At 72.9% G+C, this 21,115-nt stretch carries 20 protein-coding genes; 10 read left to right on the plus strand and 10 right to left on the minus strand.

Going from position 1 to position 21,115, the window contains the following annotated elements; all coding sequences use genetic code 11:
- Positions 1 to 1,269 carry an ABC transporter substrate-binding protein gene (locus ABZT47_RS05185; protein ID WP_354836360.1) on the plus strand — a complete coding sequence of 423 codons (1,269 nt, stop codon included), beginning with the start codon at positions 1 to 3 and terminating at the stop codon, positions 1,267 to 1,269.
- Positions 1,270 to 1,288: 19 nt separating this feature from the next.
- On the opposite strand, the gene ABZT47_RS05190 is transcribed toward ABZT47_RS05185, so the two are convergent.
- Together ABZT47_RS05190 and ABZT47_RS05195 are read right to left on the minus strand one after the other, a co-directional pair.
- The gene (locus ABZT47_RS05190) at positions 1,289 to 2,482 is read right to left on the minus strand and encodes a hypothetical protein (protein ID WP_354836362.1); all 1,194 of its coding nucleotides are present in this window, start codon (positions 2,480 to 2,482) and stop codon (positions 1,289 to 1,291) included.
- Positions 2,483 to 2,736: 254 nt separating this feature from the next.
- Complete coding sequence (locus ABZT47_RS05195; RefSeq protein ID WP_354836364.1) at positions 2,737 to 3,186, minus strand: nuclear transport factor 2 family protein; 450 nt, start codon at positions 3,184 to 3,186, stop codon at positions 2,737 to 2,739.
- A gap of 156 nt (positions 3,187 to 3,342) precedes the next feature.
- Between ABZT47_RS05195 and ABZT47_RS05200 the strand changes: the two genes are divergently transcribed.
- Together ABZT47_RS05200 and ABZT47_RS05205 are read left to right on the plus strand one after the other, a co-directional pair.
- Positions 3,343 to 4,116 carry a cyclase family protein gene (locus tag ABZT47_RS05200; RefSeq protein ID WP_354836366.1) on the plus strand — a complete coding sequence of 258 codons (774 nt, stop codon included), beginning with the start codon at positions 3,343 to 3,345 and terminating at the stop codon, positions 4,114 to 4,116.
- Between the two features lie 132 nt (positions 4,117 to 4,248).
- Positions 4,249 to 5,226, plus strand: coding sequence for an aldo/keto reductase (locus ABZT47_RS05205; RefSeq protein WP_354836368.1), 978 nt, complete (start codon positions 4,249 to 4,251; stop codon positions 5,224 to 5,226).
- 435 nt (positions 5,227 to 5,661) lie between these two features.
- On the opposite strand, the gene ABZT47_RS05210 is transcribed toward ABZT47_RS05205, so the two are convergent.
- The 5 genes from ABZT47_RS05210 to ABZT47_RS05230 all read right to left on the minus strand — a co-directional run bounded on the left by ABZT47_RS05210 (position 5,662) and on the right by ABZT47_RS05230 (position 9,485).
- Positions 5,662 to 6,324: a cyclase family protein gene (locus ABZT47_RS05210; protein ID WP_354836370.1), complete on the minus strand. Its 663-nt coding sequence runs from the start codon at positions 6,322 to 6,324 to the stop codon at positions 5,662 to 5,664.
- 68 nt (positions 6,325 to 6,392) lie between these two features.
- On the minus strand, positions 6,393 to 6,749 hold the full coding sequence (locus tag ABZT47_RS05215; RefSeq protein ID WP_354836372.1) for a hypothetical protein: 357 nt from the start codon (positions 6,747 to 6,749) through the stop codon (positions 6,393 to 6,395).
- Positions 6,750 to 6,776: 27 nt separating this feature from the next.
- Complete coding sequence (locus ABZT47_RS05220; protein ID WP_354836374.1) at positions 6,777 to 7,538, minus strand: SDR family NAD(P)-dependent oxidoreductase; 762 nt, start codon at positions 7,536 to 7,538, stop codon at positions 6,777 to 6,779.
- Between the two features lie 88 nt (positions 7,539 to 7,626).
- The gene (locus ABZT47_RS05225; protein ID WP_354836376.1) at positions 7,627 to 8,481 is read right to left on the minus strand and encodes an ABC transporter permease; all 855 of its coding nucleotides are present in this window, start codon (positions 8,479 to 8,481) and stop codon (positions 7,627 to 7,629) included.
- Positions 8,478 to 9,485, minus strand: coding sequence for an ATP-binding cassette domain-containing protein (locus ABZT47_RS05230; protein WP_354836378.1), 1,008 nt, complete (start codon positions 9,483 to 9,485; stop codon positions 8,478 to 8,480). Before ABZT47_RS05230 ends, ABZT47_RS05225 begins: the two co-directional genes overlap by 4 nt.
- Positions 9,486 to 9,637: 152 nt before the next feature.
- On the opposite strand from ABZT47_RS05230, the gene ABZT47_RS05235 reads away from it, so the two are divergent.
- Complete coding sequence (locus ABZT47_RS05235; RefSeq protein WP_354836380.1) at positions 9,638 to 10,393, plus strand: TetR/AcrR family transcriptional regulator; 756 nt, start codon at positions 9,638 to 9,640, stop codon at positions 10,391 to 10,393.
- A gap of 72 nt (positions 10,394 to 10,465) precedes the next feature.
- Here the strand turns inward: ABZT47_RS05235 and ABZT47_RS05240 are convergent, their stop codons facing one another.
- On the minus strand, positions 10,466 to 11,509 hold the full coding sequence (locus ABZT47_RS05240) for a methyltransferase (protein ID WP_354836382.1): 1,044 nt from the start codon (positions 11,507 to 11,509) through the stop codon (positions 10,466 to 10,468).
- Positions 11,510 to 11,700: 191 nt separating this feature from the next.
- On the opposite strand from ABZT47_RS05240, the gene ABZT47_RS05245 reads away from it, so the two are divergent.
- Genes ABZT47_RS05245 through ABZT47_RS05265 form a run of 5 tightly spaced genes read left to right on the plus strand, consistent with a single transcriptional unit; the run spans position 11,701 to position 16,482 of the window.
- Positions 11,701 to 12,492 carry an NAD-dependent epimerase/dehydratase family protein gene (locus ABZT47_RS05245; RefSeq protein ID WP_354836384.1) on the plus strand — a complete coding sequence of 264 codons (792 nt, stop codon included), beginning with the start codon at positions 11,701 to 11,703 and terminating at the stop codon, positions 12,490 to 12,492.
- Between the two features lie 26 nt (positions 12,493 to 12,518).
- Positions 12,519 to 13,304, plus strand: coding sequence for a 3-oxoacyl-ACP reductase FabG (fabG, locus tag ABZT47_RS05250; RefSeq protein ID WP_354836386.1), 786 nt, complete (start codon positions 12,519 to 12,521; stop codon positions 13,302 to 13,304).
- A gap of 22 nt (positions 13,305 to 13,326) precedes the next feature.
- The gene (locus ABZT47_RS05255; protein WP_354836388.1) at positions 13,327 to 14,286 is read left to right on the plus strand and encodes an aromatase/cyclase; all 960 of its coding nucleotides are present in this window, start codon (positions 13,327 to 13,329) and stop codon (positions 14,284 to 14,286) included.
- Positions 14,279 to 15,052, plus strand: a complete 774-nt coding sequence (locus tag ABZT47_RS05260) for an SDR family oxidoreductase (protein WP_354836390.1) — start codon at positions 14,279 to 14,281, stop codon at positions 15,050 to 15,052. The genes ABZT47_RS05255 and ABZT47_RS05260 overlap by 8 nt, the downstream gene beginning before the upstream one ends.
- 50 nt (positions 15,053 to 15,102) lie before the next feature.
- Complete coding sequence (locus ABZT47_RS05265; RefSeq protein ID WP_354836392.1) at positions 15,103 to 16,482, plus strand: FAD-dependent monooxygenase; 1,380 nt, start codon at positions 15,103 to 15,105, stop codon at positions 16,480 to 16,482.
- A gap of 256 nt (positions 16,483 to 16,738) precedes the next feature.
- Here ABZT47_RS05265 and ABZT47_RS05270 read toward each other — a convergent pair whose 3' ends face one another.
- The gene (locus ABZT47_RS05270; protein ID WP_354836394.1) at positions 16,739 to 17,767 is read right to left on the minus strand and encodes a methyltransferase; all 1,029 of its coding nucleotides are present in this window, start codon (positions 17,765 to 17,767) and stop codon (positions 16,739 to 16,741) included.
- Between the two features lie 6 nt (positions 17,768 to 17,773).
- Entirely contained in the window at positions 17,774 to 19,735 is a 1,962-nt protein-coding gene (locus ABZT47_RS05275) for an AMP-binding protein (protein ID WP_354836396.1), read from the minus strand.
- A 441-nt stretch (positions 19,736 to 20,176) separates the two neighbouring features.
- Here ABZT47_RS05275 and ABZT47_RS05280 point away from each other — a divergent pair, with 441 nt between their 5' ends.
- Positions 20,177 to 20,896, plus strand: coding sequence for an AfsR/SARP family transcriptional regulator (locus ABZT47_RS05280; protein WP_354836398.1), 720 nt, complete (start codon positions 20,177 to 20,179; stop codon positions 20,894 to 20,896).
- Positions 20,897 to 21,115: the final 219 nt, after the last annotated feature.

The raw sequence follows: 21,115 nt of genomic DNA on the forward strand, positions 1-21,115 counted from the left end.
ATGGGCAGATCCGGCATGCGTACGGCAGGCGTCCCACTGGCCGTGCTCGCGCTCGCGCTGACGGCCGGCGCGTGCGCGAGCGGCAAGGCCACGGGCGGCGAGCCCGCCACCGGAGGAGACGGGGTGAAGACCGGCCCCGGCGTGAGCGCCGACGCCATCACCCTCGGCATCCTCACCGACCTGACCGGCCCCTACGCCTCCTTCGGCAAGAGCCTCACCCAGGCGCAGCAGCTGTACTTCGAGCAGGCCAACGCGGCGGGCGGGGTGTGCGGGCGCAAGCTCGCGGGCATCGTCCGCGACCACGGCTACGACGTGCAGAAGGCGGTGGCCGCCTACACCGAGATCGCGCCGAAGTCCGCGGCCGTCCCCCAGTTCATCGGCTCGCCGATGGTCACGGCGCTCAAGCGGCGCATCGAGGACGACAAGATGCTGACGCTGCCCATGGCCTGGGCCACCAGCCTGCTCGGCGGGCAGGCCGTCCAGGTCACCGGCACCACCTACGACATCGACATGATCAACGGGGTGGACTTCCTCGCCAAGGACAAGGGCATCAGGTCCGGCGACAAGATCGGTCACCTGTACTTCGAGGGCGACTACGGCGAGAGCGCGCTCAACGGGTCCAAGTACGCCGCCGGCAAGCTGGGGCTCACCGTCGTCGAGCAGAAGATCAAGGCCACCGACCAGGACATGAGCGCCCAGGTGTCGGCGTTCAAGGACGCCGGCGTCAAGGCGATCATGGTGTCGGTGGGCCCGAGGCAGGCGGCCTCCCTGGTCGGCGTGGCCGTCGCCAAGGGCATGGACATCCCGTTCGTCGGCAGCAACTCGGCCTACAGCCCGCAGCTGCTCGGCACCCCGGCCGCGCCCGCGCTGCTGAAGAGCTTCTACGTCATGACCGCCGCGGCGCCCATGAGCGCGCCCATCCCGGCCGTCCAGAAGCTGGTGGCCGACTACCGGGCCAAGTACCCCGGGCAGCCCGTCGACAGCGGCGTCGGCGCGGGCTACGGCGCGGCGATGATCGTGGGTGACGCGCTGAAGCAGGCGTGCGCGAACAAGGACCTCAGCCGTGACGGCATCGTCAGGGCGCACCGGTCGCAGCCGTCCTGGGACGGCGGATTCGGCCGGCCGATGGACTTCTCCCACGTCGACCAGCCGGCCTCCCGCGCCTCTTACGTCGTCGTCCCGGACAAGATGGCGGTCGGCGGCACGGTCATCCTCAAGGAGGCCGCCGTCTCCGACCTCGCCAGGGACTACCAGGTCCCGGTGGGCTGAGCGCCGCGGCGCGGGCGTCTTACCGGAAGACGCCCGTGTGGCCGAGGGAGTGGGCGCCCGGCTGGGGGTAGACGGCCAGGCCGTGGGGTCCCGCGTCGACGCGGATGGTGTGGATCAGCCGGCCCTTCTCGGTGTCGAAGACGTAGACGACGCCGTGGTAGCGGCCGGCCAGCCACAGCCTCCGTCCGTCGGCCGACACCCCGCCCATGTCCGGCGAGCCCCCGCCGGGGATGCGCCAGGTGTCCACCGGACGGCGGCGGGCGAAGGACACCACCGACACCGAGCCCGCGCCCCGGTTGGAGACGTACAGGTTCCGCGAGTCGCGGCTGACGTAGAGCCCGTGGGCGCCGGCGCCGGTCCTGACGAAATCCTCCACCTTGAAGTCCCGGGCGTCCACGAGCCACACCCCGCCCGCGGCCATGTCGGCGACGTAGAAGGTCGTGCCGTCCGGGGACAGCTTGACGTCCTGCGGCATGTTCGGGTGGTGGGCCATGCCGCGGTGCGGCAGGCTCACCACCTCGCGCACCTTGCGCCGGGCCAGGTCGATCGCCACCAGATGCCCGGAGAACTCGCAGCTGGCCAGCATCGTCTCGCCGTCGGCGGTGAAGTCGGCGTGGTTGATCCCCCGGCACGGCATCGGCAGCGAGCCGCGCAACGCGAAGGTGTGCGGGTCGCGGAAGTCCAGCCGGTTGAGCCGCTCGGCCATGACCAGCGCCGATGCGCCGTCCGGGGTGAAGTACAGGTTGTAGGGGTCCTCGACCCGGATCGGCTTGCCCGGCTCGCCGGTCGCCGGGTCGATCGGCGTCAGCGTGTTGCCGTCGTTGTTGTTGACCCACAGCGTCTTCAGGTCCCAGGAGGGGACCACGTGCTGGGGCCGGCGGCCGACGTGGAAATGGCGCACGACCTTGTAGGTCCTTGGATCGATGACGCTGACCGTGCCGCTCTCGCTGTTCGGCACGTACACCAGCGACGGGAAGGAGGCGACGACCGGACTGAGCATCCCGGCCCGATCCCCGGCGTAGACGTTGCTTGCCGGCGCCTTCTTCGCGCCGCCGTGCGGCACGGGCGCGGCGGCGGCGGCCGTGGGCGCCGGGGCGGACGGCGTGGCCGCGGGACGCGGCCCCTCACCGGCGCAGGCCGACATGGTCGTCGTCAAGGTAAGGGCGCAGGCGGCCAGGAGCGGCCGGGCGGCCCCGCGTCGGGCCTCCCGCATCAGCTACGACCCCCGGGCGACCGAACCGGCAACGTGCGCCGCTGCATGACTCCCCTTCGCGCTCCGAGCACCCGGCTTACGGCCGGCCATCGAATCGAAACGCTAGGGGGAGGAAGGTCAGCCGACGATCAACGCCGGGTCATCGGACGGTCGGCGTTCACCGGCCGCCCGCACGGCCGGCGCCGCCCGCGTCCCACGCACGGCGGGCGAGGGCCGGCGCCGGGCGGGACCGTCGGGCGGGGCGGCCGAGGGGGTCAGCGGGCAGGCAGGTCGTCCCGGGTGACGACGCGTTCGCGGACCTGCCAGGTGTCGGCGCAGGGGGTCAGGAGGTCCTCGCACACGGTGCTGCGGTGGACGCTGGACGCCTTCCCCAGCGGGGTCTCGATGACCAGGGCGTAGGAGCGGGCGCGGACGGTGCCGTCCTCGCCCGGCTCGACGGTGAGCATGCCCATCCAGTGGCGGTGGACGACGCCGGCCGCCGCCCGGGCCCTGGCCGCCTCCCGCGCCCCCGCGGCGATGGCGGCCCGGCCACGGACCGGCTCGGCGAACGTCGGCACGCTGAAGGTGCCGTCCTCGGTGAACGTCTCGGCCCACTCGCCGGTGGCTCCGGTGTCGAGGAGGCGCATCTGCTCGGCGTAGAAGCGCTGCACGCGCACGTGCAGTTCGTCGATCGACAGGGTGCCGATGACCGATGGCAACACCATGGGGCCGTCCCTTCCGCGGTGGTGGCGTGACCCGCCCAGCGTGACCGCGCCGGCTGGAGACCGCCTCGAGCGCCTTTCGAGCAGCACGGTGGACGGTGACGGCTGTGAGCCCCGGCTCGCCCGAGCCGGCCGCCGACCTGTGACGCGGGAGTTGGAATGCGGCTGATCGACCTGTCCTCGCCCATCGACGCGCGCTTCTGGGAACCCGACCCGGTCCTCCACACGGCCATGTCCCCGGCCGAGGGGGCGCGCCACATGAGCGAGGAGCTGCGCGCCCACATGGGCATCGAGTTCGACGTGGACGCCCTGCCCGGCGGGGAGTTCCTCAACAACGACACCCTCTCGCTGACGGTGCACACCGGCACCCACGTGGACGCGCCCGCCCACTACGGCTCGACCGCCTCCTACGGCACGCCGAGGACGATCGAGGCGATGCCGCTGGAGTGGTTCTTCGCGCCCGGGGTGGTCCTGGACCTCACCTCGTTCGGGACGGGCGCCGCCGGGCCGACGGTGATCGAGAAGGAGCTGGCCAGGATCGGGTACACCCCGAGCCCGGGCGACATCGTGCTGCTGAACACCGGTGCGGCGGCCCGGGTGGGCACACCGGCCTACTTCACCGACTTCACCGGGCTGGACGGGCCGGCGACGCGGCTGCTGCTCGACATGGGCGTGAAGGTGATCGGCACCGACGCCTTCAGCCTGGACGCGCCGTTCCCGCACATCATCAGGACCTACCACGAGACCGGCGACACGAGCGTGCTGTGGCCCGCGCACTTCCTGGGCAGGCAGCGCGAGTACTGCCAGATCGAGCGGCTGGCGAACCTGGACGCGCTGCCCGAGCCGTTCGGCTTCCAGGTCGTCTGCTTCCCCGTCAAGATCGCGGGCGCGGGCGCCGGCTGGGCGCGGGCCGTCGCCGTGCTGAACGACTGAGCGCTGAACGACCGAGCGCTGAACGACCGAGGGCTGGACGACCGAGGGCTGGACGACCGAGGGCTGGACGACCGAGGGCTGGACGACCGAGGGCTGGACGACCGAGGGCTGGACGACCGAGGAGGCACGGCGATGCGCGAGGCGACCCTGGGACAGGGACTGACGGTGCCGGCGGTGGGCCTGGGCTGCATGGGCCTGGCCACGCCGGCCGGGCGCGGGGAGCGGGCGGCGGCCACCGTGGCACGCGCCCTGGACCTCGGAGTGCGGATGTTCGACACCGCCGACTATTACGGCGGCGGCGCGGGCGAGGAGGCCCTCGGACGGCTGCTCGGCAGCCGGCGCGAGCAGGCCGTCGTCGCCACCAAGACCGGCGTCGTGCACCGCGACGCGGGCCCGCCCGGCCTGGACGGGCGCCCTGAGGCGGTCCGGCGATCCTGCGAGGCGTCGCTCAAACGGCTGGGCACCGACGTCATCGACCTGTACTACCTGGCGCGCGTCGACCCCGCGGTTCCCGTGGAGGACTCCATGGGGGCGATGGCGGAGCTGGTGGCGGAGGGCAAGGTGCGCCACGTCGGGCTGTGCGAGGCCGCCGCGGCGACGATCGAGCGGGCGCACGCCGTCCAGCCGCTCACCGCCGTGCAGACCGAGTACTCCCTGTGGGAGCGCCACGTGGAGCGGGAGATCCTGCCCGCGTGCCGGCGGCTCGGCATCGGGTTCGTCGCCTACCGCCCGCTCGGCCTGGGCATGCTCACCGGGGAGCGGCCCGACATGGACGCGCTGCCGCCCTACGACTGGCGTCACCGCGACCCGCGCCACCAGGGCGAGGCGCTGGCCCGCAACCTGGACCTCGCCGCGCGATTCGCCGCCCTGGCCGCGGAGCTGGGGCACGGCGCGGCCGAGCTGGCGCTGGCCTGGCTGCTGTCCGGGGGCGGCGACGTCGCGGTCATTCCCGGGACGCTGGACCCGGGCCACCTTGGGCGCGACGCGGCGGCGGCCGCGATGCCGGTGACCGCCGCCGAGCTGCGCCGGGTCGAGGAGCTGTTCCCGCCCGGCTGCGCCGCCGGCGAGCGTTACGCCCCGCCGATGATGCGCATGGTCGACCAGGGGTGACCCGGCGCGGCGCCGGCCCGACGCCGTCCGGTGCCGCCGCAGGCTGGCCCCCTACCTGGTCAGCGCGCTGTCCAGGAACGCTCACCGGCTCAGGCGCCGCAACCGGCGCCGACATCGCCGTACCACGACCCGCCGGCCCGGCGCCGATCATCTGCGGCACGTGGCGGGGGGAGAGCCGCGCCCGGTGAACATAGGTGGTCACCGCGCCAGGTACCGGCCCGTCCCCGGGCGCGGGTGCCGGTCGGCGCCGGCTCAGCTGGCCAGCGCCGACCGGGCGGACGGGGAGGGCGAACGCAGGTGGTCACCGCGCCAGGTACCGGCCCGTCCTCGGCGCGGATGCCGGCTCAGCCGGTCAGCGCCACCGGTGGGACGGGGAGGGTGCACGTAGATGGTCACCGCGCCAGGTACCGGCCCCTCCCCGGCGCGGGTGCCGGGTCAGCCGGTCAGGGCGACCGGGCGGACGGGGATGTTGGCCATGCCCTTGACGGGCATGGGGAGCACGGTCAGCCGGGCGCCGTGCTCGGGGAGCTCGCCGAGCCGGGTGAGCTGCTGCACGACGCACATGCCCGCGCCGAGCAGGAGGTTCTGCGCGGGCTTGTGGTTGTCGGTCCCGTCGTCGATGTTGTGGGAGTCGATGCCGACGAGCACCGGGTCGGCCGCGATCACGTGCTTGACCGCGTCGGCGGTCAGGAAGGGCGAGGCGGCGAAGAAGGCCTCGCCGCCGTAGTGGCGGTCGTGGCCGGTGTTGATCAGCAGCGCCGCGCCGGAGAGGTCGCCGAGCTCGCCCAGCGCCTCGGGGTCGATCGCGACGACGCCCTCGGGCACCCGGACGACCCGCACGGGCAGGTCGACCAGGCGCGCCAGGTCGAGTGCGGCCAGGTCGGGGCCGTCCTGGTGGAACATGTACGGGGCGTTCAGGTAGGTGCCGGTGTTCCCGACCACCTCGATCTTCGACATCAGGCACGACACCCCCTCGGCGAGGAAGCGGGCCGACTGGGCGCGGTCGAGCATCGCGCCGATGACGGGCCTGGGCATGAACGGGCTCACGACCATGTCCTCGGCCACCACGTGCGCGAGGTCGACGATTCGGCGTTCCACGGCTTTCCCTTCGGCCGTTCCGGTGGGAACCACATGCTCACAGCGGCCTCTCGAAAGCCGGTCGAGGATCAGCAGGCGAGGCACTTACGGCTGAAGATGGTCTTGCCGTCCACCTTGCCGACGAAGACGCCGTCGTCGTCGTGGGAGTCCTCGGCCACGTTCTTGGCGGTCAGGGTGGCCTTCTTGCCGTCCTTGGTGCGGCCGGTGCAGTCGACGTCGTACTTGACCGCGCCCTTGGACTTGGCCGTGCAGTCGAGCCCGTGGGCCAGGGGGTGGCCGGCGTCCGCGAAGGCGTCGGCGCCGATGCGGGCGACCGAGTCGGCGGTGATGGCCGCCCCGGCGCCGCAGCCGCCCGGGGCGGCGAGGAGCACGAACAGCAGGGCCGCCGCCATGGGGGTCGTCGTACGCAACCGCATGATGCGCATGGTGATCGTCCTTCCTTGCCGGGGGCGCTAGCGGCCTCCGGCGACCGTGAGGAGCTGACCGGTGATGTTGCCGTTGGCCGGGGAGCCGAGGAAGGCCACCGTCCGCGCCACGTCTTCGGGCGAGCTCAGCCGGCCGGTCGGCGTGCGCGCCGCCTCGGCCTCCCTGACGTGGTCGGGCAGGCCGGTGCGGGCGCGCTCGGTGAGGGTCAGGCCCGGGCACACGACGTTCGCCAGCACGCCTTCCCCGCCGGCCTCCCAGGCGAGGCTGCGGCAGAAGCCGTGCAGCGCCGCCTTGGCCGCCCCGTAGAACTCCTGGCCGGGGTGGCCGTTGAGCGCGACGTGGGAGGAGATGAGCACGACGCGGCCGAAGCGCCGGGCCGCCATGCCGCGGACCGCGAGCTGGACGGTGCGCAGGGTCGGCGCGACGTTGTGGCCGATCACCGGCTCCCAGTCGTGTTCGGGCACCTCCCAGAGCCGCTGCCCGAGGGCGCGCCGGGTGCCCCAGCGGACCGCGTTGGCGACGAGCACGTCCGGGCCGTCCCAGCGTTCGAGGGCGGCGACGGCGGCGGCCACCGTCGCCGGGTCCTCCAGCGAGTAGCGCACGGTCATGACGTCGGCCGCGCCGCTCCGGGTCAGCTCCTCGGCGAGCTTCTCGGCCCGTTCCGCACCGGTGTGGTAGGTCAGGGCCACCTTGGCGCCCTCGGCGGCGTAGACGCGCGCGATGGCCTGCCCGATGCCGCCGCTCGCCCCGGTGACCAGCACCGACCGGCCCCGCAGATTCAGATCCATGTCCGCTCCTGTCGTCGTGGGTCCTGTCACGATGCCGGTCGCCGGTCGAGCCCCGCCGGAGGCCCGCGGACGAGGTCAGCGGGCGGGGTCAGCGGGCCATGGCGTTGCGGAAGCGGTGGATCGCCAGCGAGGCGAACACCGCCAGCAGCACCGCCGACCAGGCGAAGGTGGCAAGGACGGGGTGTTGCAGCGGCCAGGCGGGGGCGCCGCCCTGCGGCATCACGCTCGGGTTGCCGAACAGCGTGCGCGCGCCCGCCGCGGCGGCGCTGATCGGGTTCCACTCGGCGATGGGGCGCACGAGCGCGGGCATGCCCTCGGTCGGCACGAAGGTGTTGGCGACGAAGGTCAGCGGCAGCAGCACGGCCATGGTCACGCCGGTCGCGGCCTCGGGCCCGCGGGTGACCAGGCCGACGTAGGTCGCCACCCAGCTCACCGCGTAGGCCAGCACGAGCAGCATGGCGAACCCGGCGGCGGCCGAGCCGAGGTCGGTGTGCACCCGCCAGCCGACGATGAGCCCGCACAGCGCCATGATGACCAGGCTGATGGCGCTTTCGAACAGGTCGGACACCGTGCGGCCGAGCAGCACCGCCGACCGCGCCATCGGCAGCGACAGGAACCGGTCGTTGATGCCGCGGGTCATGTCCAGCGAGACGTTCACCGCCGTGCCGCCGGCGGTGAAGAAGATGGACTGCACGAAGATGCCGGGCACCAGGTACTCGCGGTAGTCGCCCCCGCTGATGTGGATGGCGCCCGCGAAGACGTAGGCGAACAGCAGCACCAGCATGATGGGCTGCAGGGTGACGTCGATCAGTTGCTCGGGCACCTGCCTGATGTGGCTGAGGTTGCGCCGGGTGATGGTCAGCGAGTCGGCCACCGTCCAGCGCAGGCGCGAGCGCCAGCCGCGCGGGGGCAGCGGCAGGACCAGAGTGCCGGGGATGCTCATCGTGCCGCTCCCTGCGAGGTCAGTTCGTCGGTGGTGGGGGTGTCGCCCGACCGGTCGGCGAGCCGCCCGGTCAGGCGCAGGAAGACGTCGTCGAGGGTGGGGCGCCGCAGGGAGATGTCGTCGATGCCGACCGAGCGGGCGTCCAGCTCGCGGACCGCCTCGACCAGGGCCGCGGGCCCGCCGGTCACCGGGACGGTGATGCGCCGCAGGTGGCGCTCGACCCGGGGGCGCGCCGAGGCCAGGCGGGCGAGGGCGGCGCGGGCGGTCTCGACCTCGTCGTCGCGGCGCACGACGACGTCCACGTGCTCGCCTCCGGTGGCGGCCTTCAGCTCGGCCGGCGAGCCGGTGGCCAGCACCTTGCCCGCGTCGATGACGACGATCTGGTCGGCCAGGCGGTCGGCCTCCTCCAGGTACTGGGTGGTGAGCAGGACCGTCGTGCCGGCCTCGACCAGCTCGGCGATCAGCGTCCACATGCCCGCGCGGCTGCGCGGGTCGAGGCCGGTGGTGGGCTCGTCCAGGAACAGGATGGGCGGCTCGACGGTGAGGCTGGCCGCCAGGTCCAGGCGGCGGCGCATGCCTCCGGAGTAGGTCTTGGCCAGCCGCTCGGCCGCGTCGGTGAGGGCGAAGCGGTGCAGCAGCTCGTCGGCGCGCCGCTGGGCCTCCTTGCGGGGCAGGTGGCACAGGCGGCCGATCATCTCCAGGTTGGCGCGGCCGGTGAGCAGCTCGTCCACCGCGGCGTACTGGCCGGCGAGCCCGACGCGGTAGCGCACGAGCTCGGCCTGCTTGACGGTGTCGTAGCCCGCCACCCGCGCGGTGCCCCCGTCGGGGCGGAGCAGGGTGGTGAGGATGCGGATCACGGTCGTCTTGCCCGCGCCGTTCGGCCCGAGCAGGCCGCAGATGGTGCCGGGCTTTATGGCCAGATCGACGCCGTCGAGCGCGATGGTCTTCTTGTATCGCTTGCGCAGGCCCTCCGCCTCGATCACGGGAGCCTCTGTGTCCGCCATCGCCTGCCTCCTCTCCGCCATTGCCATGCGTACTTAGTACGCTTTATGATACGAGCGTACGCCCCAGGGTGCGGTGTACGCAACCCGGATAATGGACGGTGGGGGAACTCGCCGGAGCCGCAGGGCGTCCGGGCACGTGAAGGGAGATGCGCATGGGCGAGCGACAAGGCGGGGGGCCCGCGCCGCGCGCGGGGCTGGTGTGGTCGCGCCTCGGGCGTTCCGGCTCGGCCCGCCGCCCGGCGCTGACCAGGGAGCAGATCGTGGCCGCGGCGATCGAGATCGCGGACGCCGAGGGGCTGGGCGCGCTGTCGATGCGCGCCATCGCCGTGCGGCTCGGCGCGGGCACCATGTCGCTCTACCGGCACATCCCCGACAAGGACGACCTGCTCGACCTGATGGTCGACGAGGTCTACGGCATGATCGAGCTGCCCGAGAGGTCCGCGGGAGACTGGCGCGCGGCGCTGGTGCTCATCGCCACCCAAACCCGCGCGGTGCTGCGCAGCCACCCGTGGTTCGTCGCGGCCGCCTCCTCGCGGGCGCCGCTCGGCCCGCACGCGCTGCGCCACCTGGAGTACACCCTGGCCGCCCTGGACGGGCACGGGCTGCGCCTGCCCGAGATGGCGCGCATGGTCGGCGCCACGACCAGCTACGTCACCGGCTTCGTCCTGCAGGAACTGGCCGGCGAGGAGGCCAAACGGCGCAACGGGATGACCGAGGAGCAGTGGGCGGCCACCGTGCAGCCCTACATCGAGGAGGTGGTGGCCGGCGGCGGCTACCCCACCTTCAGCCGCCTCATCGAGCAGGAGGGCGAGGAGAGCGATCCCGACCTCGACTTCGCCTACGGGCTCGACTGCCTGCTCGACGGCTTCCTGCCCCGGCTGCGCGGCGCCGCCGCCCGCCCTTCCTGACCTCCCCGCCGGCGCCCGGGGACGGCGAAGGGCCCGCGCCGCCCTCTGCGGGGACGCGGGCCCTGGTCGCGTCTAACGGCGGGTGAGCCGGAGCACGTCCCAGTGGGTGGGCGGGTCGGGCAGGGTGAGGGTGTCGCTGATCTGGAAGCCGGCGCCCTCGATCAGCGCCGTCCACTCCGCCAGCGTGCGGATCTTGCCGCCCGACTGGGCGAGCATGTTGAAGCTGCCCAGGTACAGGCCGATGAGGAAGTCCTTGTTGCCGTAGGCGTCCGCCGGCATGATCCAGTCGATGAGCAGCACCTCGGTGCCCGGCGTGGTCGCCCGGTGCAGGTTGGCCAGGATGCGCGCGACATGCTCGTCGTCCCAGTCGCACAGCACCGTCTTGATCGTGTAGAGGTCGCCGCCGGAGGGCAGCTCGGAGTGGAAGTCACCCGCCACGAACTCGGCGCGGTCGGCCAGGCCCTGCTCCTCCATGTACTTGCGTGCCCCGGCCACCGTCTCGGGCATGTCGAACACCACCCCCGTGGTGTGCGGCGCGGCCTCCAAGATGCGGCTGAGCAGCATGCCGTGCCCGCCGCCGATGTCGATGATCTTCCGGTAGGGGCCGAAGTCGAAGGTGGTGGCCAGCGCCTCGGCGCAGCCGTGGGTCATCAGCGCCATCATCTCGCCGAACCGGGCGCCCTCGACCGCGTTGGCGGCGTAGTAGTCGTAGAAGTCCAGGCCGAAGGCCGACTTGGCGACCGGCTGCCCGGTCATCACCACCTCGGTGAAGTACTCGCCCATCCGGTACATGCCCGGGCCGGCCGCGCCGAGCGCCACCTTGGAGATCGCCGAGCCGGCGTGGGTGTCGGTCCGCAGGAACTCCCCGAGCGGCGCGAGCGCGAACCGCTCGGGCTCGGGCTCCTCCAGCAGGCCGATCGCGGTGCACGCCTTGAGGAAGCGGCTCAGCGCGTCGAGATGGCCGCCGATCTCCTCGTTGAGCTCACCCGCGGTGCGCGGGCCCCCGGCGAGCCGGTCGGCGATGTTCAGCTCCACGGCGCTGCGCACGAGCTGCGCCCGGGAGTAGTTCATGATCATGTCGATGAGCTTCTCGGCTGTCGCCTGGTCTGCGGTCATGCCGCGTCCTCCTGAAAGGGCCGTGGATTCGCCTTCGGTCTCTGCTGCCGCATGGTGCGGCGCCGCTCTCGAGCCCTCCTGGAGGTAGAGCCGAGGACCGGACGGGAGCGCGGGCTCGAGCGGGAGTCGAACCCCGCCCGAACGGACCTCCGGATGCTCGACCGAGACCGTTGAGCGCGAGGAGTGAGCCGGTGGAGATCGTCGGGCGCGGGTTCGTCGCGCGAAATCTGGAGCCGATCGCCGGCTCGCACCCCGGGACCGTGGTGTTCGCGGCGGGGGTGTCCAGCGGATCGAACGCCTCGATGGAGGACTTCGCGCGCGAGGCGACCATGCTGTACGAGGTCGTCGAGCGCTGCCGCGCCCGCAGGCGCCGGCTGGTCTACCTGTCGACGGCGTCCAAGGGCATGTACGGCACCCACGGCCCGCCGGGCCGTGAGCGGGGCCCGGTCTTCCCCAGCACGCCGTACGCGCGGCACAAGCTGGCGATGGAGGCCGTACTGCGCGACTCGGGGCTGGACCACCTGGTCCTGCGGCTGACGCACCTGGTCGGCCCGCACCAGAGGCCGCACCAGTTCCCGCCGGCGCTCGTGCGGCAGATCCTGTCCGGCACCGTGTACATCCACCGCGGAGTGTGCCGGGACCTCATCGACATCGCCGACGTGGTGATGTGCCTGGACCGGCTGCTCGCCCTCGGCGTGCGGCGGGAGGTCGTCAACGTCGGCTCGGGCGTGGCGATCCCCGTGCAGACCGTCGTCGCCCACCTGGAGGAACGGCTCGGCATGGTCGCCGACAAGCGTCTGGTCGAGGTGCGCGACGAGGGAAGGCACGACATCTCCATCGCCAAGCTCACCGAGCTGGTGCCCGAGGTGAAGCTGTGCGGATTCGGCCCCGGCTACTACGCCGGGGTGTTCGAGAAGTACCTGCCGGGCTATGTCGCCGAGGCACGGCGCGGCACGGCGGACGCCCGGGCCGGGGCCCGGTGAGCCGACCTTACGCGGAGGGAGCCCCCATGACAGACCAAGCGCCGAGGACCGCACTGGTGACCGGAGCCACCAGCGGGATCGGGCTGTGCGTGGCGCGGGCGCTCGCACGCTCGGGCATCCGGGTGTACATCTGCGCCCGCACCGCCGCCGACGTGGCCGCCACCGTCAAGGACCTGGCGGAGGAGGGCCTGGAGGTGGACGGCACGAGCTGCGACGTGCGGTCCGCGCAGGAGGTGCGGGCCCTGGTCGCCGCCGCGACCGACCGGTACGGGCCGGTCGACATCCTGGTCAACGCGGCCGGGCGCAGCGGCGGCGGGGTCACCGCGGAGATCCCCGACGAGCTGTGGCACAGCGTCATCGACACCAACCTCACCGGGGTCTTCCTGGTCACCCGGGAGGTCCTGTCCGCCGGCGGCCTGGCCGGCCGGTCCTTCGGGCGCATCGTCAACATCGCCTCCACCGGCGGCAAGCAGGGCGTCGTGCTCGGCGCGCCGTACTCGGCCTCCAAGCACGGCGTCGTCGGCTTCAGCAAGGCCCTGGGCCTGGAGCTGGCCCCGACCGGCGTCACCGTCAACGCGGTGTGCCCCGGGTACGTCGAGACGCCGATGGCCGAGCGGGTCCGGCAGGGGTACGCCGCCCACTGGGGGATCTCCGAGGAAGAGGTGCTGCGCCGCTTCGAGGCCAAGATCCCGCTGGGCCGCTACACGACCCCCGAGGAGGTGGCGGCGATGGTGTCCTACCTGGTCAGCGACGCGGCGGCCCCGGTCACGGCCCAGGCGATCAACATCTGTGGCGGGCTCGGCAACTACTGAGGCGCGGAAAGGGCGAGCAGCTGTGGAGACCACGTACGTCACCGAACACACCGTCACGATCGCGGCGCCCTCGGACGCCGTCTACGGGCTGATCGCCGACGTCGGCGCCTGGCCTCTGCACTTCGGGCCGACGATCCACGCCGAGCGGGCCGAGGGCGACGACACCGAGGAGCTGATCAGGATCTGGGCGACCGCCAACGGAGAGGTGCGGAGCTGGACCTCCGCCCGGTCCCTGCGCCGCGAGGAGCGCCGGGTGGCCTTCCGCCAGCGTGACCCGCGCCCGCCGGCCGCGTCCATGGGCGGCGAGTGGGTGATCCGCCCCCTGCCCGGCGGGCGGACCGAGGTCGTGCTCAAGCACGACTTCGCGGCCGTCGGCGACGACCCCGAGAAGGTCGAGTGGATCCGGCGCGCGGTCGACCGCAACAGCGACAAGGAGCTGGCCGGGTTGAAGGAGTCGGCCGAACGCAGCCTGGCCTTCGGCGAGCTGATGCTGTCGTTCGACGACACCGTGCTCATCGACGGCCCGGCGAAGGACGCCTACGACTACATCTACCGGTGCCAGGACTGGCCGGAGCGGCTGCCGCACGTGGCGCGCGTCGAGCTGACCGAACAGGTGCCGGGCCTGCAGGTCATGGAGATGGACACCAGGTCCCCCGACGGGTCGACGCACACCACCTCGTCGGTGCGGGTGTGCACGCCCTGCTCGCGCATCGTCTACAAGCAGGTCGTCGTGCCCGCGATCATGACGGCGCACACGGGGTGCTGGTCGTTCCGCGAGAGCGGCGAGGGCGTCGAGGTGACCTCCTCCCACACGGTGGTGATCCGCCCCGAGGCGGTCAAGGAGCTCCTCGGCCCGGACGCCACCCTCGCCGAGGCCCGCACGCGGGTGCGGCAGGCGCTGAGCGCGAACAGCACCACGACGCTGCGGCACGCGAAGTCCTTCGTCGAGTCCCGGACGGGCGCGGGGGCGCGCGGTGAGTGACCCGCTCACCGCGCCCGACCCCTCCGTGCGGCTCGACGGGAGGGTCGCGCTCGTCACCGGGGCCACCCGCGGCCTCGGGCTGGCCATCGCGCGCAAGCTCTGCGCCTCCGGCTGCGATGTGATCCTCAACTACGCCCACTCCGACAAGGACGCCGACGAGGCGCTGCGCGGCCTGGCCGGGCTGCGCGGCACCGCGCTGACCATGCGGGCCGACATGACGGCCCGCGACGCGGTGGCCCGCCTGCTCGGCGCGATCCGCCGCCGCTTCGGCCGGCTGGACGTGTTCGTGCACAACGCGGCGTCCTGGCGTCCCATGCCGGCCATCCGGCCCGACGTCGCGGCGCTGCACGGGGACGTCGCCGCCGCCCTGAACCCGCTGCTGTTCGCGGCACCGGCCTTCGAGGGGCTGATGGGCGACGACGGGCGGGTCATCGCCGTGTCCAGCGTCGGCGCGCACAGCGTGATCCCCATGTACGTCAGCCTCGGGGTGGCCAAGGCCGCGCTGGAGAGCCTGGTGCGCTATCTGGCGGTCGAGCTCGGCCCGCACGGCGTCACCGTGAACGGCGTCTCCACCACCAAGCTGGACAAGGGGCCCGACACGCCGAACCCCGAGGCGATCCGCTTCCTGGCGCGGCGCACGCCCGCCGGGCGGCTGACCACGCCGGAGGACGTCGCCGCGGTCGTCGCCCTGCTCAGCACGGGCGAGGCCGCCTGGATCAACGGCCAGGTGATCAACGTGGACGGCGGCCTGGGGCTGCTTTCATGACCGGGGTTGGGCCGGGCGGCCCCGCCGCGGTGACAGGAACGAGGACGGCGATGACGGACACCGGCCGACACACCACGGCGGACACCACGGAGGACACCACGGCCGACACCAGGCGGGACACCACGGCGGACACCAGGGTGGACGCCGATCAGGACACCGATCAGGACGCCGGGAAGAGTCCCGAGAGGCAGATCGAGACCGACTTCTGCGTGGTCGGCGGCGGTCCCGCCGGTCTGACGCTGGCGCTGGTCCTGCTGCGCTCGGGCGCGCGGGTCACGCTCGTCGAGCGGGCGTCGTCCTTCGACCGCGAGTACCGCGGCGAGATCCTGCAACCCGGCGGGACGGCGCTGCTGGACTCGCTCGGCGTGCTCGCCGGGGCCCGCGAGCGCGGCAGCCACGAGCACGACAGGTTCCAGCTCGTGGACCGGGGCAGGGTGCTGCTGGACGGCGACTACCGCCGGTTGCCCGGGCCGCACAACCACCTGCTCGCCATCCCGCAGCCCCACCTGCTCCAGGAGCTGCTGGAGCACTGCCTGCGCCACGACCGCTTCACCTACCTCGGCGGGACCCGGGTCACCGGACTGCTGGAGGAGGACGGCGCGGTGAGGGGCGCGCTGTGCGAGGGACGGGGCGGCCGGCACGCGATCGTCGCGCACTGCGTGGTCGGCGCGGACGGCAGGTACTCCAAGGTGCGCCGCCTGGCCGGCATCGGCTACACCCGCCTTGACGTCTTCGACCAGGACGTGCTGTGGTTCAAGCTGCCCGCCGCCGGGGCGCCGCCCCGCGTGGTCAGGGTGTTCCTGGACGGCGGAAACCCGGTGCTCACCTACGCCTCGGTGCCCGACGGCGTGCAGGTCGGCTGGACGCTCCCGCACAAGGGCTACGCCGCTCTGGCCGCCGAGGGCGTGGACCACGTCAAGCGGCAGATCTGCGCGGCGATCCCCGAGTACGCCGACCTGGTGCGCGAGCGCATCGGCGCGCTCACCGACCTGACCCTGCTGGACGTGTTCGCCGGCGGCGCCGACCGGTGGGTGCGGGACGGGCTGGTGCTGATCGGCGACAGCGCGCACACCCACGGGCCGATCGGCGCCCAGGGCATCAACCTGGCCATCCAGGACGCGGTGGCGGTCCATCCGATCCTGCTGGCCTCCCTGCGGTCCCACGACGCCCGGGCGTCGTTCCTCGGCGCCTTCACCCTCAGGCGCAGGCCCAGCGTGGACAGCATGACCAGGATCCAGCGCGCGCAGAGCAGGGTCATGCTCTCCACCGGCGGGTTCGCCTCGATGGTGCGGCCGGCGCTGGCGCGGGTCGTGTCGCGCTCCCCCGTCTACCGCTCGATGCTCAAGAAGATCGCCTACGGCGACCCGGGCCTGCGCGTCTCGGCGGAGCTGTTCGTCCCCGGCGCCGCCTCACCCGCCTCACCCGCCTGACCCGCCCGTCCGACCGACCAGGCCCCGGCCCACCCGGCCGGGGCCTTCCGCCGTCTCCTAGGACTCTTCCCGGTCGACGGGTTCCTCCCGCTCGGCGGGCCTCTTGCCGGTCGGCGGGTCCCTTCCGGCCGGCGGGGCTCTTCCCGGGTGCAGGGCTTTTTCCTGGGGGGACGTCCGGCCGTTCCGGGCATGGGTGAGGGGGCGGGCACGATCCGCTCGTGCCCGCCCCCCTCGCCTCCGTCCCGCGCCGCGCGGGTCAGGCGCCCGGCACGGTGCTCTCGATCATGTGCAGGTACGGGCCGACCCGGCGCAGGCCGGTGACCTCCAGCCCGGCCTGGCCGATCAGCCCGACCAGCCCGTCCTTGGTGTGCCGGCGCCCGCCGACGTTCAGCAGCAGCAACAGGTCCATGGCGGTGGCGAACTTCATCTCAGGGCTGCCGTCGACCAGGTTCTCGATGACGACGACCTTGGCGCCGGGACGCGCGGCGGCCCTGACGTTGCGCAGGGCGCGCAGCGTGCTCTCGTCCTCCCACTCCAGGATGTTCTTCAGCACGTACACGTCGGCCCCGGGGGTGACCGACTCGCGGCAGTCGCCGGGCACCAGCCGGGCGCGCCCGGCCAGGGTCCCGCCCTCCGCCAGCCGCGGGTCGGGGTTCAGCAGCACCTTGTGCAGGTCGAACAGCACCCCCTGCACCGTGGGGTGGCGCTCCAGGAGTGTGGCCAGCAGGTAGCCCTGGCCGCCGGCGATGTCGGCGACCACGCCCGCCCCGTCGAGGTCCAGCATCTCGGCCACCATGCGCGCGGACATGACGCTCGACTGGGTCATGGCCCGGTCGAACACCTGCGCCGAGTCCGGGGCGTCCTCGTGCAGGTGGGTGAAGAAGTCCTTGCCGTAGACCTCGCCGAACACCTCGCCGCCCCGGCGCACGGCCTCGGCGAGCCGGCCCCACAGCGCCCACGTCCAGGGCTCGGTGGCCCACAGCACCATGTAGAGCATGCTGCGCGGCGCGTCGGCCCGCAGCAGCCGCGACATCTCGGTGTGGGTGTAGCGTCCCTGCCCGTCCTCGGCGAAGACGCCGTGCACGGCCAGCGCGCGCAGCAGGCGGGCGAGGGCCTCAGGGTCGGCGTCCACCTCCAGGGCCAGTTCGGTGACCGTGGCGGGGGCCTCGCCGAGGGCGTCGGCGAGCCGCAGCTCGGCGGCGGCGCGCAGGATGCCCGCGTAGCCGGCGCTCAGCGCCAGCTCCCGCATGAGCATCACCGTGTGGAGCCCGGCGTCGGTGGTCATCGGCGATCAGTCCTCGACCGTCTGGTAGAGGTCGATCTCGGCCTTGGCGTGCTTGATCAGCTCCGGGAGGACCTCCTGGAACCCGCTGCCCATCACGGCCTGCTGGTGGGAGGCCATGTCCTCCCACTCGCCGGTCTCGACGAACACGTTGGGGTCCTTCAGCGAGCGGTACAGGCGGTGGCTGACGAAACCGGGGCGGCTCTTCATGTAGCCGCTGATCTTGCCGAGCAGCTGCTCGAACTCGATCGGGTCCCCCGTGACGGTGAGCTTGTTGATGATGGTGACCACGGACTTGCTCCTCTCATCGGTGCCACGGCCCTCCGGTCGCCCGGCGCCCCGGCTCTGCGGTGCCGCGCCGGCACCGGGCCCGTCCAGCAGCCGGGCGCGCAGCTCCCGGCGCTGGATCTTGCCGTTCTGCGAACGCGGGATCGTCTCGACGAGCTCGACGTGCCGCAGCCGCTGGTAGTAGGGGACCTGGTCGTCGACGAAGCGGGCCAGCTCCGCCGGGTCGGTCCCGGGGACGCAGCTGACGACCAGCGCACAGGCCACCGCCCCGCTGAACTCGTCCGGCCGGTCGAGGACCACGCAGTCGGCGACGGCGGGGTGGCGGGCGAGCACCCGCTCGATCTCGGTGGGCGAGACGAGGAAGTTGTCGCACTTGAAGACGTCCTTGAGCCGGTCGACCACGAACAGGCGGCCTTCGGGGTCCATGCGGCCGATGTCGCCGGTGGAGAACCAGCCCTCCTGGTCCAGGTGCGCCGACGGGGGCTCGCCCAGGTACCCCAGCATGAGCTGCGGCCCGCGCACCTGGATCTCCCCTTTCTCGCCCACGGGAAGCACGCGGCGGGTGTCCACGTCCACGACGCGGCACGCCGTACCGGCCGACGGCGGCCCGCACGACCCCGCCCGGGGGTCCTCCAGCAGGTCGAAGTGGGTCTGCGGCGAGGCCTCGGCCAGGCCGTAGCCCTGCGCCACCGGGACGCCGAAGTGGGCGGCGAGCCTCTTCGTCACCGCGGGCGCCAGCGCGGAGCCGCCGGACAGGATGGCGCGCACGCCGGGGAGCCGCATCTCGGCCAGGCGCGGGTCCGCCGCGAGCCGCGTCAGCCGCATGGGCAGGCTGTAGTAGTGCGTGACGCCCTGGCGGACGGCCGCCTCGGGGGAGGCGGACACGTCCGGGTCCTCGTGCAGGATCTGCGTGCAGGCGGCGTGGACGGCGATGTTCAGGTGCATCAGGTGGAACGTGGGGAGGTAGTTGAACATCACCGAGCCGGGGGTGAGCCGGTGGGCGTGCGCGGTCTGGGCCGCGTTCACCGTGAGGTTGCGGTGGCTGAGCCGCACCGCCTTGGGCGCGCCCGTCGTGCCGCTGGTGAACAGCAGCGCCGCCACGTCCTGCCCGCCCGGCTCCGGCGCCCGGGACGGCGGAGGCGCGACGGGGGCCCGCGCCATCAGGTCGTCCAGCACGACGGCCTCGGGGCGGGCCGGGTCGGGCCTGGTGAGCAGGACGTGCCGCAGCTCCGGCAGGCGGTCGAGCGCCGGGTCCAGCGCGGCGCGCACCTGCGGGCTCAGGACCGCCGCCACCGCGCCCGAGGTGCGCAGGATGTGCTCCAGCGCCTCGGCGCGCATCAGCGGGTTCACCGGCACGCTCACCGCCCCGGCGCGGGCGATCCCGTAGTAGCCGACGGCGAAGAGCGGGTCGAGCACCGCGGCGACCGCCACGACGTCGCCGGGGCCGACGCCCAGGCCGGCCAGCGCCGCGGCGCACCGGTCCACGCGGGCGTCGAGCTCGGCGTAGGTGATCTCGCCCCCCGTCCAGCGCAGCGCGGCGCGCGAGGGCGCCCGCGCGGCCGCCCTGCGCAGCAGGTCGTCCACCCGGGGGCCCGCGATGTCGCCGGCGGCCGCGAGCGGCTCCCCCTCCGCGAGGCTGATGTCGAGCGTGCGCGACTCCGAGATGGACTCCGGGATGGACATGGTGGACGCCTCCCATGCTGCGACCGCGGTTCGGACCGGCATCCGAAACCTCGCAGCCCCTCCTCGGGCCCTCCTCGGGCCCTCCTTGAGCCCCGATCGAGGGCGCGCGGACCGCGCGCGGCGAAGCGCGGAGCAGGGGGACGAAGGGGACGGACGGGGACGCCGGCGAGCGCCAGGGGCGGCGACGGCGGGGCGGCCATGTCCGATCTCACACCCCGGCCCGCCCCCTGGAGGGGCTTCCGGTAACCCGTATTCAACATCTTAATTATTCCCTAAGACTGCGCGCCCCCGCATTGACCGGCAAATATCCCCGAACTACGTTTGACACGCGGCAGGGAGCTCCGCGCAGGACGGCCGTCAGCACGGCATTGCACCCGTCTTTGGAGGGTTCCGGTGAGATTCAATCTTTTAGGTCCGCTCGAAGTGGTCAGCGGTGGCCGGATGTGCACGCCGACATCCAGCAAGCAAAGGCAGGTTCTGGCGCTGCTGCTCATGCGCGCCAACCAGGTGGTGAGCCTGGACGCGATTATCGAGGAGCTGTGGGGGGACCACCCCCCGCACAGCGCGGTCACCACCGCCCAAACCTACATCTACCAGCTACGGAAGTCCTTCTCCCGCGAGCTCGGCGAGGCCACCTCCAACCGGATGCTCGCCACGTCGCCGCCGGGGTACATTTTCAGAATCGAATTCGAGGCGACCGACTACCTGACCTTCGAGACCCTTGTCGGGCAGGCGCGTGCGCTGCGTAATGACGGCCGTACGGCGGGTGCCGCCCTCAAAACGGCGGACGCGCTCGCGCTGTGGCGCGGGGCGCCGCTTTCCAACGTCAACTACGGCCGGCTTCTGCATGGTTATGCCATTCATCTGGAAGAAAGACGTATCGCCGCCCTGCAGCTCCGAATAGAGGCGGAAATGGAATTGGGGCACCACCACGAGCTCATCGCCGAGCTGCGCGCGCTGGTGACCGCCCACCCGTTCAACGAGTGGTTCCACGCGCAGCTCGTCGTCGCGCTGAACCGGTGCGGACGCCGCAGCGAGGCGCTGCACGCCTACCAGAACGCCCGCGGCCTGCTCAGCGAGGAGCTCGGCCTGGACCCCTCCCCCGAGTTGCAGCACGCGCACGAGGACGTGCTGCGCACCGGCGCACGCGCCCTGGTCTAGCCGGCGACCACACCCGTCCACCGGGCACGGCTCTCCACCCCGGGCCATGTTTCGCAGTGCTCGGCGCAGGGTCGGCGGGTCGTGGTACGGCGATGCCGGCACACGCGCACTGGTCCAACGCGGTGACCACACCCGTCCACCGGGCACGGCTCTCCACCCCGGGCCATGTTTCGCAGTGCTCGGCGCAGGGTCGGCGGGTCGTGGTACGGCGATGCCGGC

The organism is Sphaerisporangium sp. NPDC005289 (assembly GCF_040607455.1).
Taxonomy (GTDB): Bacteria; Actinomycetota; Actinomycetes; order Streptosporangiales; family Streptosporangiaceae; genus Sphaerisporangium; species Sphaerisporangium rhizosphaerae.